The organism is Pseudomonas sp. NCIMB 10586, assembly GCF_023127895.1.
Classification (GTDB): Bacteria; Pseudomonadota; Gammaproteobacteria; order Pseudomonadales; family Pseudomonadaceae; genus Aquipseudomonas; species Aquipseudomonas synxantha_A.
The window spans coordinates 248,033-261,774 of record NZ_SPKQ01000050.1 but is presented as its reverse complement, the minus strand read 5'-3'; the positions used below and the strand labels follow the sequence as shown (position 1 = coordinate 261,774).

The following is a 13,742-nucleotide window of genomic DNA, read 5'->3' as shown; positions in this document are numbered from 1 at the left end:
CCATGAAACGGCCGACGCTAGGTCGGCCGTGAAAACAGCCGCACAACTGCGGCTCTCAATTAATGACCCGTCGACAGTTCGGCGAGTCATGATCGTCAAAGGCTCGACGATTAATGCTTACTTGGCACCCAGTGCCAGTTTGGCAACTTGCGGCGCCGGCTGGTAGCCCGGAATCACCTGGCCGTCGGCCAAAACGATGGCCGGTGTACCGTTCACACCAATGGACTGACCCAGGGCGAACTGCTTGGAAACCGGGTTGGCGCATTTGGCCGATTTGATTTCCTTGCCGTCGACCATTTTGTCCATGGCGGCCTTCTTGTCGGCCGAGCACCATACGGCTTGCAACTGCTCGTCACCCGGCGAACCCAGGCCCTGGCGCGGGAACGCTACATAGCGCACTTCCACACCCAGCTTGTTCAGTGCCGGTATCTCGGCGTGCAGCTTGTGGCAGTACGGGCAGGTGGTGTCGGTGAACACGGTGATGTGGGTCTTGGTTTCGCCGATGGCGGGGTAAACCACGGTTTCAGCCACCGGGATGCCGTTGATCAGCTTGGACACGCCCAGGCGCTCGGCTTTTTCGGTCAGGTTGACCGGCTTGCCGTCCTTGAGCTGGAACAGGTAGCCCTGCACGATGTACTGGCCATCGGCACTGGCGTACAGCACACGGCTGCCCTTGAGCTTGACTTCATACAGGCCGGCCATGGGGCTGGCGCTGATGCTTTCGATCGGGGTGTCGAGCGCCAGGTTGGCCAGGCTCTTGCGAATGGTCTGCTCGGCCGCATCATCGGCGACAGCAAAGGTGGAAACCAACGCAATGGCTGCGGCGGCAATAATCTGGGTCAAGCGCATGGGAACTCCTGAAGGCAGAGGCAGGGACGGGAGCAGAATACTGATCTGGAACACAACGGGTGCCGTCCCCTTTGCGAACCGGCAAAGCCTACCACAGTTGGGCGGGAGGGCAGACCGCGACAAGTAAAATGGGCCATTTCTGACGTTTTTATCCGCGCGGGTGATGCTTGGCGTGCATATCCTGCAAACGTGCGCGTGCCACATGGGTGTAGATCTGGGTTGTGGATAAGTCGCTGTGCCCGAGCAGCATCTGTACCACACGCAAATCGGCACCATGGTTGAGCAAATGGGTGGCGAACGCATGGCGCAGTGTGTGAGGCGACAGGGCCTTGCCGATTCCAGCCACTTTGGCCTGGTGCTTGATGCGGTGCCAGAAGGTCTGGCGGGTCATCTGCTCGCCGCGCAGGCTGGGAAACAGCACATCACTGGGGCGCCCACCGAGCAATTCGTGGCGCGCATCGCGCATGTAGCGCTCGACCCACACAATCGCCTCCTCGCCCATGGGCACCAGCCGCTCCTTGCTGCCCTTGCCCATCACACGCAATACGCCCTGGCGCAGGTTGACCTGCTCCAGCGTCAGGCTGATCAGTTCGGTCACGCGCAGGCCGCAGGCGTAGAGCACTTCCAGCATGGCGCGATCACGTTGGCCGATGGCTTCACTGAGATCCGGCGCAGCCAGCAAAGCCTCCACGTCAGCTTCCGACAAAGACTTGGGAAGAGGCCTGCCTAATTGCGGCATATCGACTTGTAGAGTTGGATCGGTCGCGATGAGTTTTTCCCGCAACAGGTAGCGATAAAAGCCACGCACGCCGGAAAGGAATCGTGCAGTAGAGCGTGGCTTATAGTTCTGCTCCAGGCGCCAGGCCAGGTGATCGAGGATCAGCTCGCGCCCGGCGTTGATCAGCTCAAGGTTTTTTTCCTGCAACCAGCCATTGAACAGGGCCAGATCACTGCGGTAGGCCTGGCGCGTGTTATCCGAGAGGCCTTTTTCCAGCCAGAGGGCGTCGAGGAAACGGTCGATCAAAGGGTGGTCGATGGCGGGCATGGGTACTCAAAGCGGCGCAGCATGGGGGCTGTGCGAATTATTTAGTGAACTGTGACAAGGGCCGCTAGTCTTTCATAGCCCGCTACTTCAAGGAACAGGAAGCTTCAATGAATGAACAACAGATTTTGCTGGCCTTTGGTGGCATTGGAGTGGCGGCGCTGGGCTGCCAATGGCTGGCCTGGCGGCTCAAGCTGCCGGCGATCCTGTTTCTGTTATTGACGGGTATTTTGGCAGGGCCGGTACTGGGCTGGCTCGACCCGCAGGAGATGTTCGGCCCTCTGTTAATGCCGTTGGTGTCCCTGGCCGTGGCGTTGATCCTGTTCGAAGGCAGCCTGACCCTGCACCTGTCGGAATGGAAGGAAATCGGCAGCGTGGTGCATCGCCTGGTCACGGTTGGCGCCCTGTCGACCTGGGCAGTGATCACCCTGGCCACTCACTGGCTGTTGGGCTTTGACTGGATGCTCGCGCTGCTGTTCGGCACGCTGACCCTGGTGACCGGGCCAACCGTGATCGTGCCGATGCTACGCGTGGTGCGCCCCAAAGCCTCCATCGCCAATATCCTGCGCTGGGAAGGCATCGTCATCGACCCGATTGGCGCGTTGCTGGCGGTGGTGGTCTACAGCTTCATCATTGCCCGGGCTTCCGGCGACGGCTTGAGCCACAGCCTGCTGACCTTTGGCGGCGTCATCCTCTGCGGCAGTTTGTTCGGGATCGCCGGCGGCTGGGTACTGGGGCAGATCATGCGTCGGCAGTGGTTGCCGGAATACCTGCATAACCTCGCGACGCTGGCCGGTGTGCTGGGCATCTTTATCGCTGCCAACCAGGTGATGCATGAGTCCGGCCTGCTGGCGGTCACGCTGATGGGGATGTGGATGGCCAATATGAAGGGCGTGGATGTCAGGCATATCCTGCACTTCAAGGAAAACCTCAGTGTGCTGCTGATTTCCGGGCTGTTCATCCTGCTGGCGGCGCGCCTGGACCTGAATGCCTTGATCGCCCTGGGGCCATTCGTGCTGATTCTGCTGGTGATCATCCAGTTTATTGCACGCCCACTGAACGTAGCGCTCTCAACCTTTGGCTCCGGACTGAACTGGCGCGAGCGCGCGCTGCTGGCCTGGATCGCGCCACGGGGCATTGTCGCGGCGGCGGTATCGGCGATCTTTGCGATTCGCCTGGACGAGGCAGGGCATGAAGGCGCGTTATTGCTGGTGCCGCTGACCTTCGCGGTGATCATCGGCACCGTGGTGCTGCAAAGCGCCACGGCACGCCCCTTGGCGCGCCTGCTGAAAGTCGCCGAGCCAGCGCCCAGCGGTTTCCTGATCGTCGGCGCGAACGGCCCGGCGCGGGCACTCGGCAAGGCGTTGCAACAATTGGGTAGCCGCGTGTTGCTGACGGATTCCAGCTGGGAAAATATCCGCGCCAGTCGCATGGAGGGCCTGCCGACCTACTTCGGCAACCCCGCCTCCCAACATGCCGAGTCCCATCTGGATCTGGTCGGCCTGGGGCATTTGCTTGCGCTCTCCCCGTCCGGCGAGCTGAACGCCTTGGCGACCATGCGTTTTCGCCATGATTTCGGCCATCGTCTGTTCGCCCTGGCCAGCAGCCAGGAAAGCCGTCGCACCGACAAACACAAGGCCAGCCACGAACACCGCGGCCACCTGCTGGGCAGCCAACCCCTGAGCTATACCAAACTGGCCAGCCTGTTGGGCCAGGGCGCCGAACTGTATAGCACCAACCTCACCGACGGCTTTGGCTGGGAGCAGTACCAGGCGTTGCACGGGGAGCGCGCCACCTTGCTGTTTGCCCGGGACACCAGCGGCTGGGTGCATGTGGTCACGCCCGAGAGCAGCTTGAAGCCGGCGGCCGGCTGGACCCTGCTGGCGGTGATTCAGCCGGAGAACGGCAGCGCCACGTAATCAGTCGGCAAACCCAGGCAGTACCGGTACAGGGCGTTTGTCCGCGTCAATCGCGACAAAGCTGAACACGCCCTGGATCGCCTTTTCACGGCCATCAGCGCTCATGCTCTCGACAAACACTTCCACTTCAACCTTGAGGCTGGTGTTGCCGACTTTGATCACTCGGCCGATCAGCTCAACGATGGAGCCGGCCGGGATTGCGTGATTGAAGTCGATACGGTCGGTGGAGACCGTCACCAAAGGCAAGCGACAGAAGCGCGTGGCGGCGATGAACGACACTTCGTCCATCCATGCCAAGGCGGTGCCGCCGAACAGGGTGTTGTGGTGGTTGGTGGTAGGCGGGAACACGGCCTTGGTCACGCGGGTGACGGACAGGTCGGTGCGGCGCTGGATTTCTTCGAGACGGGTGGTCATGGTCAATACCGGCAAATGGACAAATTTCAGACACAAAAAAGCAGCCCGTAGGCTGCTTTTTTCTGCATCGGGAAGCTGGACTTAAGCCAGTTTTTCCTTGATGCGAGCTGCTTTACCGGACAGGTCACGCAGGTAGTACAGCTTGGCTTTACGTACGTCACCGCGACGCTTGACGGCCATGCTGTCGATTTGCGGGCTGTAGGTCTGGAAAGTACGCTCTACGCCAACACCGTTGGAGATTTTACGAACAGTGAAAGCACTGTTCACACCACGGTTACGCTTGGCGATTACCACGCCTTCGAACGCTTGCAGACGCGAACGGTCGCCTTCCTTCACTTTCACCTGAACGACAATGGTGTCGCCCGGGGCAAAGGTAGGGATCTCTTTGGTCATCTGCTCTGCTTCGAGTGCAAGGATGATTTTGTTAGTCATGCTGTGCTCCTAAGGTAAGTCAATGGACCTACCATCGATACGTTGTTAACTATCGTCCCGCGCGAGGATGTATTCCTCGAGCAGCTTCTTCTCTTCTCCAGAAAGCGAGCGGCTTTCCAGAAGATCGGCGCGTCGTTCATAGGTCCGACCAAGGGACTGCTGTAAACGCCAACGCCGGATGTGTGCGTGATTGCCACTTAGCAATACGTCGGGAACACGCTGATCCGCATACACCTCCGGTCGGGTGTAGTGCGGGCAATCCAGCAAACCATCCGTGAAGGAATCCTCCTCCGCAGAGTCCACATGCCCTAAAGCTCCAGGCAGCAGTCGTGTAACCGCATCTATCAGGACCATTGCCGGCAGCTCGCCGCCAGACAATACATAGTCCCCAATCGACCACTCTTCATCGACATGAGCTTCAATAAAACGCTCGTCAATGCCTTCATAGCGACCGGCAATCAGGATCAAACTTTCCTCATTCGCCAGTTCGCGTACCGCCGCCTGTTTCAGCTGACGGCCTTGAGGGGACAGGTAAATTACCTTCGCCTTCTCCCCGGCGGCTGCCTTGGCCTGAACCAATGCATCTTCCAGGGGCTTGATCTTCATCACCATGCCCGGGCCACCGCCAAATGGGCGATCGTCCACAGTGTGATGTCGATCCGTCGTGTAGTCTCGCGGGTTCCAACAGGTGAGCTGCAACAGCCCCTGTTTCACCGCCCGACTGGTGATGCCGTACTCGCTGATGGCGGAAAACATCTCGGGAAACAAACTGATCACTTCAATGCGCAAATTAGCCACGCTTAGAAGTCCGCGTCCCATTCCACCTTCATCTCGCCCGCTGCCAGGTCGACGGCCAACACGCATTGCTCGGTATAGGGCAACAGGCGTTCGCGATCATCCAGGCTGCCAGCGCAAGGCTTGACCACCATTACATCATTGGCGCCGGTTTCCAGAAGATGATCGATTTTCCCCAGCAATTGCCCGAGTTGATCAATAACCTTCAGACCTTCCAGCTGGTACCAGTAGTACTCGCCGTCGGTCAATTCAGGGAACAGGTTGCGCGGCACGCAGATCTCGTAACCGGCCAGAAGACGAGCTTCTTCACGATCATCAAGACCCTTGAGCTTTGCGACCAGGAACTTGTCGCTCCCGCGTCCACTGACCAGCTCGACCTGTTTCACACTCCCTTCGCGCTTGAGCGTCCAGGTTTTGTACTGCAACAGGTTTTCAGTCGGATCAGTAAAGGAATACACCTTCACTTCGCCGCGAACGCCATGAACAGAATAAATCTTGCCGATAACGATCAAATCATCAGCAACAGCTGGCGTCGCGTTCATATTGCTCAGGCTGCGGCCTTAGCCGAGTCCTTCAACAGTTTTGCAACGCGCTCGGATGGCTGTGCGCCAACGCTCAGCCAGTAGGCTACGCGCTCTTGGTTCACGGACAGACGAACTTCTTGACCACGAGCAACAGGGTTGAAGAAACCAACCTGTTCCTTGTGCGAACCGTCACGCGGGTTGCGGCTGTCGGTTACGGTCAAGTGGTAAAACGGGCGCTTTTTGGAGCCGCCAAGGGCAAGACGGATTGTTAGCATGTGAACATCGTTCCTGTAGTCGGTGCTGCAAATCTAAATGCACAGCGGGCATAGGTGCCCGAAAGGCCGCATATTCTAAGGAATATCCGGACTTTTGCAAATGTCTTTTTCTGGCGCCTATCAGCGTGCCATTCAGATCTGCTATAGAGCCGTCGGTTAAAACGGCGAGTCAGCCCCCGCCAACGGCGGGTTTGCTGGAGATCCCACATCCCTGTGGGTCGGAGCAGGAGCTGGGCTCCCGCTCGAATACTTTACATTTTCGGCATGCCGCCGCCGGGCAACATACCGCCCATGCCGCGCATCATCTTGGCCATCCCGCCTTTGGCGGAGAATTTCTTCATCATCTTCTGCATCTGCTTGTGCTGCTTGATCAAGCGACCGATGTCCTGCACCTGGGTGCCGGAACCCATGGCGATCCGGCGTTTGCGCGAACCGCTGATCAGCTCAGGGTCGCGGCGCTCGGCCGGGGTCATGGAGTTGATGATGGCTTCCATCTGCTTGAACTGCTTCTCTGCCGCGCCTTGGGCATTGCCCATTTGCGCCAGGTTCACACCGCCGATGTTGGGGAGCTTGTCCATCAGGCCGCCGAGGCCGCCCATGTTCTTCATCTGTTGCAACTGGTCACGGAAGTCTTCGAGGTCGAAGCCCTTGCCCTTCTTCAGCTTCTTGGCCAGCTTGTCGGCCTTGTCCTTGTCGAGCGTGGCTTCGGCCTGTTCGATCAGGCTGAGCACGTCACCCATGCCGAGGATACGCGAGGCGATACGCTCGGGGTGGAACGGTTCGAGCGCGTCGCTCTTCTCGCCCATACCGATGAACTTGATCGGCTTGCCAGTAATGGCACGTACCGACAGCGCGGCACCGCCGCGTGCGTCGCCGTCGACCTTGGTAAGGATCACGCCGGTCAGCGGCAGCGCATCACCAAAGGCCTTGGCGGTGTTGGCCGCATCCTGGCCGGTCATGGCATCGACCACGAACAAGGTTTCGACCGGGTTGATCGCGGCATGCAGCGCCTTGATCTCGCCCATCATCTCTTCGTCGATGTGCAGGCGACCGGCGGTATCGACGATGACCACGTCGATGAACTTGAGCTTGGCTTCTTTAATAGCCGCGTTGGCAATGTCGACCGGCTTCTGGCTCAGGTCGGAAGGGAAGAAGGTCACACCCACTTCGCCCGCGAGCATTTCCAACTGCTTGATGGCCGCCGGACGGTACACGTCGGCCGACACCACCATCACGGATTTCTTCTTGCGCTCTTTAAGGAAGCGCGCCAACTTGCCGGCGGTGGTGGTCTTACCCGCACCTTGCAGACCGGCCATCAATACGACGGCTGGCGGCACGGCGCTGAGGTTCAAGTCTTCGTTGGCCGCGCCCATCAGGCTTTCGAGTTCGGCCTGGACGACCTTCACGAAGGCCTGGCCCGGGGTCAGGCTGCGGGACACTTCGGTGCCGACCGCGCGCTCTTTGACCGAGTTGACGAAATCCTTCACCACCGGCAAGGCCACGTCGGCTTCCAGCAACGCCATGCGCACTTCACGCAGGGTGTCTTTAATATTGTCCTCGGTCAGCTTGGCCTTGCCGGTAACGTGGCGCAGCGTCTGCGAGAGACGGTCAGTCAAGTTTTCAAACATGCGCGATCCTTTCAGGCCCTACTCATCGAAATGCAGGTAGACCGAGGTAATGGCGGCCCAGGCTGTGGTCAATCGCTATTAAAAACAGCGCTCGCCGAGCCTGCGGCGTGGGCAGGTCGCGGATTATAGCGAAGACTGCGCCCATGCACACCCGCTGTCTGGCCCGGGAGTCTTTCTTGCAACGCAGGTGTGTGCCAAACTCAACGCCTTTCGGGCTTGCCTACCAGGATTTATGCTCCCCTTGTCACCCAGTTTGCTACCCAGCCTCGCCGCCGCCATTCTGTATGCCGCTGCGACTCTCTATCAGGGCACTCGTCTGGCCCAAGGCGCCAAAGCGGACAAACGTCTGCTCGTCGGCCTTGGCGTGCTGGCCCTGCTGGCCCATGCCGCCAGCCTGTTCACTCACCTGATGACGCCGGTGGGCCTGGGCCTGGACTTTTTCAGCGCCGCCAGCCTGATCGCCGCGGCCGTCATCGCACTGACGTTGCTGGCCTGCTACCGCATTCCCGTCGAGAACCTGCTGGTGCTGCTATACCCCTTGGGTGTGCTGACGGTATTGCTGGCGCAGTTCACGCCCACCGGCACCGTACAGGTGATTGACGAAGAGCCGGGTATCCTTGCCCATATCCTGTTGTCGATCCTCGCCTACGGCATGTTCACCATTGCGGTGTTCCAGGCCCTGCTCCTGTTGCTGCAGGATCACCAGCTCAAGCACAAGCACCCCTCAGGGCTGATCAAGAACTTCCCGCCGCTGCAAACCATGGAAAGCCTGCTGTTCGGATTCCTGTGGGCCGGTTGGACCCTGCTGTCGCTGTCGCTGATTTCCGGCTGGCTGTTCGTCGAGAACCTGTTCGCCCAGCACCTGGTGCACAAGACCCTGCTGGCGTGCCTGGCCTGGGTGGTGTTCAGCGTGCTGCTGTGGGGCCGCAACCGCCTCGGCTGGCGTGGGCACAAGGCAATACGTTGGACCCTGGCCGGGTTCTGCCTGCTGATGCTGGCCTATTTCGGCAGCAAGCTGGTTCGCGAATACATCCTGCATATCTGACGGGCAGCGATCATGGATAACTTGCCTTTGGAGCCGATGCTCGCCGTCATTGCCTTGCTGATTTTATGGGCGGCGCTGTTTACCGCCATCGAAGCAGCACAACAGCATCTGTTGGCCCTGCGCCCCGGTACCCGCCAGGGCGATAAGGCTGCCGCACGCCTGAGCTTCCCGCGCCATAGCCTGATTCTGTGCAACAGCCTGTGCCGCGCCGCCGTGGTGATCCTTTGCACGCTGCTGGCAATCTATGCCTGGGCGCAGAACGGCCCATGGCTGGGTTGGCTGATCTCTTGTGCACTGCTGCTGATTCTCGCCGACTACCTGCCTCGCATCCTGGCCACCCGCCATCCGCAAGCGGTGTTGGGTTTCGGTAACGCCCTGCTGGGCGTGCCGCTGAAAATCCTCTACCCGCTGGCCTGGCTGCTCAACGGCATCAGCCTGTTGCTGCTGCGCCCGTTCGCGCGCAAATCCGGTGTGGTGAAAAACAGCGATGAGCCGCTGCCGGACCATGACGACCAAGCCCCGCCCGAGGCCGACGAAGACCGTGCGCCCGGTATGCCCGGCATCCACGCGCTGGATAACATCACCGTCAACGACATCCTGGTGCCCCGCAGTGAAGTGGACGGCATCAACCTGGATGACTCGATCGACGAGATCATCGAGCAGCTGCGCAGTTCCCAACGCACGCGCCTGCCGGTGTTCCACAGTGATATCAACCAGGTCGAAGCGGTGCTCAACACGCGCCAGGTCCAGCACCTGCTCCCCGACGCCAGCCTGACCAAAGAGGCGTTGCTCGCTGCCTGTCACGAACCCTATTTCGTTCCGGAAAGCACACCATTGCAGCTGCAACTGCTGAATTTTCACAAGCAGCAACGGCGCCTGGGCATGGTGGTGGACGAATACGGCGAAGTGCTGGGCATCGTTACCCTGGAAGATATCCTGGAAGAAATCGTCGGCGAGTTCGAAAGCGATCAGGCTGTGGATAACCCCCACATCGAGGCCCAGCCCGATGGCCGCTACATCATTGACGGCGCCGCTTCGATCCGCGAACTGAACAAAAGCCTGGGCTGGCACCTGCCCAGCGACGGCCCCAAGACCCTCAACGGCCTGGTGACCGAAGCGCTGGAAACCATCCCCGATTGCGCGGTGTGCCTGAAGATCGGCCGCTATCGCCTGGAAATCCTCGAAACCGAGGACAACCGGGTGAGCAAGGTGTTGATCTGGCATACCAGCCATGTGCCCGTGGCCGCCTGACCTCAGCAGGCTCAACCCGGTCAATGTGGGAGCTGGCTTGCCTGCGATACAGGCGACTCGGTCCTTCAGTTGAACCGAGGTGATGCTATCGCAGGCAAGCCAGCTCCCACATTGATCCAGCTCCAGGCCATAGATCCTCACCAGCCCCTTGTTGGATCCTTAGCCCCCTTCCTATAATCCATCCGGCTTACCCAAGCCCCGCCCGACCGCGTGCTACCCGCACTCAGCGTGTCCAGGCACCGCTTTATCATGTCCGACCGGTGTTTGCTCCCATCCCGAGCCGCCCCGCGCACAGCCCTGATCCATGGGTGTTCGACCAATAATAATCCGCGTCCAAACGCGCAATGACCGTCAGGGATACTGCCATGAGCACCACCTACCAAGAGGCTGCGACCGCCGCCCCTACCAACTCGACCGCCCGCGTCGCCACGGCGAGCATCGTCGGCACTGCCATCGAGTTCTACGACTTCTATATCTACGCCACGGCTGCTGCGCTGGTGATCGGCCCGGTGTTCTTTCCCCAGAGCTCCGGCACCGCGCAGATGCTGGCCTCGTTCCTGACCTTTGGCATCGCCTTTATCGCCCGTCCGCTGGGCTCGGCGCTGTTCGGCCATTTCGGCGACCGTATCGGGCGCAAATCCACCCTGGTGGCCTCGCTGCTGCTGATGGGCGTGTGCACCACCTTGATCGGCTTACTGCCCGGTTATGACAGCATCGGCGCCTGGGCACCGATTCTGTTGTGCGTATTGCGCTTCGGCCAGGGCCTGGGCCTTGGCGGGGAATGGGGCGGCGCGGCATTGCTGGCGACCGAGAACGCACCCAAAGGCAAGCGCGCCTGGTTCGGCATGTTCCCGCAACTGGGCCCGTCGATTGGCTTTCTGGCGGCCAACGGTTTATTCCTGATCCTGGCCATGAGCCTGAATGACGAGCAGTTCCGTAGCTGGGGCTGGCGTATTCCGTTCATTCTCAGCGCCGCACTGGTGATGGTGGGCCTGTATGCACGGCTGAAGCTGCATGAAACCCCAGTGTTCGCCAACGCCGTCGCTAAAGAAGCGCCGGTGAAAGTGCCGCTGGTAGAACTGTTCAGCCAGCATTGGCTGCCGGTGCTGCTGGGCGCCGCGTCGATGGTGGTGTGCTACGCGCTGTTCTACATCACCACGGCGTTTTCCCTGAGCTACGGCGTTTCCACGCTGGGCTACAGCCGCGAGACGTTCCTCGGCTTACTGTGCTTTGCCGTGCTGTTCATGGGCTTGGCGACGCCGCTGGCAGCGCTGGCCAGTGATCGTTATGGACGTAAGCCGGTACTGATCGTTGGGGCGATCCTGGCGATTCTCTCGGGCTTTACCATGGAGCCACTGCTGACCCACGGCTCGACCTGGGCCGTGGCGCTGTTCCTGGCGTTGGAGCTGTTTCTGATGGGTGTGACCTTCGCACCGATGGGTGCCCTGCTGCCGGAGTTGTTCCCGACGCGTGTGCGTTATACCGGTGCTTCGGCGGCGTATAACCTGGGTGGGATTGTCGGGGCGTCTGCAGCACCGTTCTTCGCGACCAAGCTGGTGGCGATGGGTGGGCTCAGTTATGTCGGTGGGTATGTGTCGGCGGCAGCGTTGCTGAGTTTGATTGCGGTGCTGTGCCTGAAAGAGACGCGGGATAATGATTTGAACAAGGTCGCCTGATAAACCGCTATCGGGAGCAAGCCCCCTCCCACATTCGACCGCATTCCAAAGGTTATACGCGGTTAAATGTGGGAGGGGGCTTGCTCCCGATGCTTTTAGAGCTCTACAACAACCGCTTGGGAGGCCCGGGTCGCCTTGGCGCGAGCCGCTTCAATCGACTCATCCCGCGCCAACGCCACACCCATACGGCGCTGGCCATTCACTTCTGGCTTGCCAAACAGGCGCAACGCCGTGTCCGGCTCGCTCAATGCCGCGCCGAGGTTGGCAAACGCCGTCTGGGTCGATTGCCCTTCCACCAGGATCACCGCCGACGCCGAAGGCCCGAACTGACGGATCAATGGGATCGGCAAGCCCAGGATGGCGCGAGCGTGCAGCGCGAACTGCGACAGGTCCTGAGAAATCAGTGTGACCAAACCGGTGTCATGTGGGCGCGGCGACACTTCGCTGAACCACACCTGATCGCCCTTGATGAACAACTCCACACCAAACAGACCACGGCCGCCCAGGGCTTCGGTTACCGCCTTGGCAACGCGCTCGGATTCGGCCAGGGCGATCGGGCTCATGGCCTGTGGCTGCCAGGACTCCTGATAGTCGCCCTTCTCCTGACGATGGCCAACCGGCGCGCAGAAGGTGGTGCCGCCAATGTGGCGCACGGTCAGCAGAGTGATTTCGTAGTCGAAATCGATAAAGCCTTCGATGATGACTCGACCCTTACCGGCACGCCCGCCTTCCTGCGCGTAATCCCAGGCTTTCTGCACGTCATCAGTGCTGCGCAACAGGCTCTGGCCCTTGCCCGACGAACTCATCACCGGCTTGACCACGCAGGGGAAGCCCAGGTCCTGGACGGCCTTGCTGTAGTCTTCGAAGGTGTCCGCGAAGTGGTACGGCGAGGTCGGCAGGTCCAGTTCTTCGGCGGCCAGGCGACGGATGCCCTCACGGTTCATGGTCAACGACGTGGCGCGGGCGGTCGGGATAACCGTGAAGCCTTCAGCCTCCAGTTCCACCAGAGTGGCGGTGGCGATGGCTTCGATTTCCGGCACGATGAAGTGCGGCTTCTCCGCCTCGATGACTGCACGCAGCGCCGCACCGTCGAGCATGTTGATCACGTGGCTACGGTGCGCCACCTGCATCGCCGGCGCGTTGGCGTAGCGATCCACGGCGATCACTTCAACACCCAGGCGTTGCAGTTCGATCACCACTTCCTTGCCCAGCTCACCGCAGCCACACAGCAAAACGCGGGTCGCGGTTGGCGACAATGGAGTTCCGATTCGGGTCATCTCAGGTCCTCAGGGGAGCGGATCATGGGGAGAAAGGCCGGCATTTTACATGAACTGCAAGAATTGGCCTCAGTTGGCGACGGCACGCTTGCGCAGGCGCCAAGCCATGATCAACCACACCACCGTGACCCCGGCGAACTTCGACACCAACGCCGTGCCCGCCACCGCCGGTGTGAGCGCGCCGATCAAGCCGAAGAAAATAAAGGTGTCGAGGGGAATGCTCAGTGCCGAACTTATCCACAGGCGATCATGCAGCGGGCGTTTGGTGATGCTGAACACCAGCCAGTCGATGCACTCGGACACCGCGAACGCCGTAGCACTGGCCAGGGCGATGGACGGGTCGGAAGTGATATACGACAGCACCAGCGCCGCCAGCATGGCGATGATCGCGCCGTGGCCGAAGCGGGTTTGCACCATGTCGCGAAGGATAAATACCAGGCCACCCCAGGCGGACCAGATGACATCCAGGTGCGGGGCGGTGGAGAAGGCGAAGTTGATCAGCACGACGCTGCTGATGTAGGCGATCAGGAAAAACATGGATGAATGACCTGTGAACAAGGGACACAGGGTACTTCACAATTAGACATATGTCGTCTGGGAGGGCTTCATCGGGGG

At 60.4% G+C, this 13,742-nt stretch carries 14 protein-coding genes; 4 read left to right on the top strand and 10 right to left on the bottom strand.

The genetic code is table 11. The features are described from left to right. Nucleotides 1–117: 117 nt before the first annotated feature. A complete protein-coding gene (locus tag E4P01_RS24815; protein WP_005791088.1) occupies nt 118–849 on the bottom strand; it encodes a thioredoxin fold domain-containing protein in 732 nt (243 codons plus the stop codon). A gap of 148 nt (nt 850–997) precedes the next feature. Continuing rightward, nucleotides 998–1,894, bottom strand: a complete 897-nt coding sequence (gene xerD / locus E4P01_RS24810; RefSeq protein ID WP_078822235.1) for a site-specific tyrosine recombinase XerD — start codon at nt 1,892–1,894, stop codon at nt 998–1,000. A gap of 107 nt (nt 1,895–2,001) precedes the next feature. Between xerD and E4P01_RS24805 the strand changes: the two genes are divergently transcribed. After that, nucleotides 2,002–3,810 carry a sodium:proton antiporter gene (locus E4P01_RS24805; protein ID WP_032879635.1) on the top strand — a complete coding sequence of 603 codons (1,809 nt, stop codon included), beginning with the start codon at nt 2,002–2,004 and terminating at the stop codon, nt 3,808–3,810. On the opposite strand, the gene E4P01_RS24800 is transcribed toward E4P01_RS24805, so the two are convergent. From E4P01_RS24800 to ffh, 6 genes are all read right to left on the bottom strand, one after another. Then, nucleotides 3,811–4,224 carry an acyl-CoA thioesterase gene (locus tag E4P01_RS24800; RefSeq protein ID WP_005791095.1) on the bottom strand — a complete coding sequence of 138 codons (414 nt, stop codon included), beginning with the start codon at nt 4,222–4,224 and terminating at the stop codon, nt 3,811–3,813. It abuts the gene before it with no gap. A gap of 81 nt (nt 4,225–4,305) precedes the next feature. Beyond that, on the bottom strand, nt 4,306–4,656 hold the full coding sequence (gene rplS / locus E4P01_RS24795) for a 50S ribosomal protein L19 (protein WP_003175895.1): 351 nt from the start codon (nt 4,654–4,656) through the stop codon (nt 4,306–4,308). A 45-nt stretch (nt 4,657–4,701) separates the two neighbouring features. Next, nucleotides 4,702–5,475, bottom strand: a complete 774-nt coding sequence (trmD, locus tag E4P01_RS24790; protein WP_173664496.1) for a tRNA (guanosine(37)-N1)-methyltransferase TrmD — start codon at nt 5,473–5,475, stop codon at nt 4,702–4,704. Then, nucleotides 5,457–5,993, bottom strand: a complete 537-nt coding sequence (gene rimM, locus E4P01_RS24785) for a ribosome maturation factor RimM (protein ID WP_003175898.1) — start codon at nt 5,991–5,993, stop codon at nt 5,457–5,459. Before rimM ends, trmD begins: the two co-directional genes overlap by 19 nt. Nucleotides 5,994–5,998: 5 nt before the next feature. Then, nucleotides 5,999–6,250, bottom strand: a complete 252-nt coding sequence (gene rpsP, locus E4P01_RS24780) for a 30S ribosomal protein S16 (protein WP_003175899.1) — start codon at nt 6,248–6,250, stop codon at nt 5,999–6,001. A gap of 251 nt (nt 6,251–6,501) precedes the next feature. Further along, nucleotides 6,502–7,878, bottom strand: a complete 1,377-nt coding sequence (gene ffh / locus E4P01_RS24775; RefSeq protein ID WP_017139724.1) for a signal recognition particle protein — start codon at nt 7,876–7,878, stop codon at nt 6,502–6,504. Between the two features lie 241 nt (nt 7,879–8,119). Between ffh and ccsA the strand changes: the two genes are divergently transcribed. From ccsA to E4P01_RS24760, 3 genes are all read left to right on the top strand, one after another. Next, nucleotides 8,120–8,923 carry a cytochrome c biogenesis protein CcsA gene (ccsA, locus tag E4P01_RS24770; RefSeq protein ID WP_177327411.1) on the top strand — a complete coding sequence of 268 codons (804 nt, stop codon included), beginning with the start codon at nt 8,120–8,122 and terminating at the stop codon, nt 8,921–8,923. A gap of 12 nt (nt 8,924–8,935) precedes the next feature. After that, nucleotides 8,936–10,174, top strand: a complete 1,239-nt coding sequence (locus E4P01_RS24765) for a transporter associated domain-containing protein (protein WP_005791125.1) — start codon at nt 8,936–8,938, stop codon at nt 10,172–10,174. A 365-nt stretch (nt 10,175–10,539) separates the two neighbouring features. After that, nucleotides 10,540–11,850: an MFS transporter gene (locus tag E4P01_RS24760; protein ID WP_078822236.1), complete on the top strand. Its 1,311-nt coding sequence runs from the start codon at nt 10,540–10,542 to the stop codon at nt 11,848–11,850. Nucleotides 11,851–11,945: 95 nt separating this feature from the next. On the opposite strand, the gene purT is transcribed toward E4P01_RS24760, so the two are convergent. Beyond that, nucleotides 11,946–13,127, bottom strand: a complete 1,182-nt coding sequence (purT, locus tag E4P01_RS24755) for a formate-dependent phosphoribosylglycinamide formyltransferase (protein WP_019817237.1) — start codon at nt 13,125–13,127, stop codon at nt 11,946–11,948. 69 nt (nt 13,128–13,196) lie between these two features. Beyond that, nucleotides 13,197–13,664: a preQ0 transporter gene (locus E4P01_RS24750; RefSeq protein WP_078822237.1), complete on the bottom strand. Its 468-nt coding sequence runs from the start codon at nt 13,662–13,664 to the stop codon at nt 13,197–13,199. Nucleotides 13,665–13,742 lie beyond the last annotated feature (78 nt).

Excerpts from the sequence above, each read along its gene's own strand:
- E4P01_RS24815 (WP_005791088.1), bottom strand. The coding sequence starts at position 849 with ATGCGCTTGACCCAGATTATTGCCGCCGCAGCCATTGCGTTGGTTTCC.
- xerD (WP_078822235.1), bottom strand. The coding sequence starts at position 1,894 with ATGCCCGCCATCGACCACCCTTTGATCGACCGTTTCCTCGACGCCCTC.
- E4P01_RS24805 (WP_032879635.1), top strand. The coding sequence starts at position 2,002 with ATGAATGAACAACAGATTTTGCTGGCCTTTGGTGGCATTGGAGTGGCG.
- E4P01_RS24800 (WP_005791095.1), bottom strand. The coding sequence starts at position 4,224 with ATGACCACCCGTCTCGAAGAAATCCAGCGCCGCACCGACCTGTCCGTC.
- rplS (WP_003175895.1), bottom strand. The coding sequence starts at position 4,656 with ATGACTAACAAAATCATCCTTGCACTCGAAGCAGAGCAGATGACCAAA.
- trmD (WP_173664496.1), bottom strand. The coding sequence starts at position 5,475 with ATGGGACGCGGACTTCTAAGCGTGGCTAATTTGCGCATTGAAGTGATC.
- rimM (WP_003175898.1), bottom strand. The coding sequence starts at position 5,993 with ATGAACGCGACGCCAGCTGTTGCTGATGATTTGATCGTTATCGGCAAG.
- rpsP (WP_003175899.1), bottom strand. The coding sequence starts at position 6,250 with ATGCTAACAATCCGTCTTGCCCTTGGCGGCTCCAAAAAGCGCCCGTTT.
- ffh (WP_017139724.1), bottom strand. The coding sequence starts at position 7,878 with ATGTTTGAAAACTTGACTGACCGTCTCTCGCAGACGCTGCGCCACGTT.
- E4P01_RS24765 (WP_005791125.1), top strand. The coding sequence starts at position 8,936 with ATGGATAACTTGCCTTTGGAGCCGATGCTCGCCGTCATTGCCTTGCTG.
- E4P01_RS24760 (WP_078822236.1), top strand. The coding sequence starts at position 10,540 with ATGAGCACCACCTACCAAGAGGCTGCGACCGCCGCCCCTACCAACTCG.
- purT (WP_019817237.1), bottom strand. The coding sequence starts at position 13,127 with ATGACCCGAATCGGAACTCCATTGTCGCCAACCGCGACCCGCGTTTTG.
- E4P01_RS24750 (WP_078822237.1), bottom strand. The coding sequence starts at position 13,664 with ATGTTTTTCCTGATCGCCTACATCAGCAGCGTCGTGCTGATCAACTTC.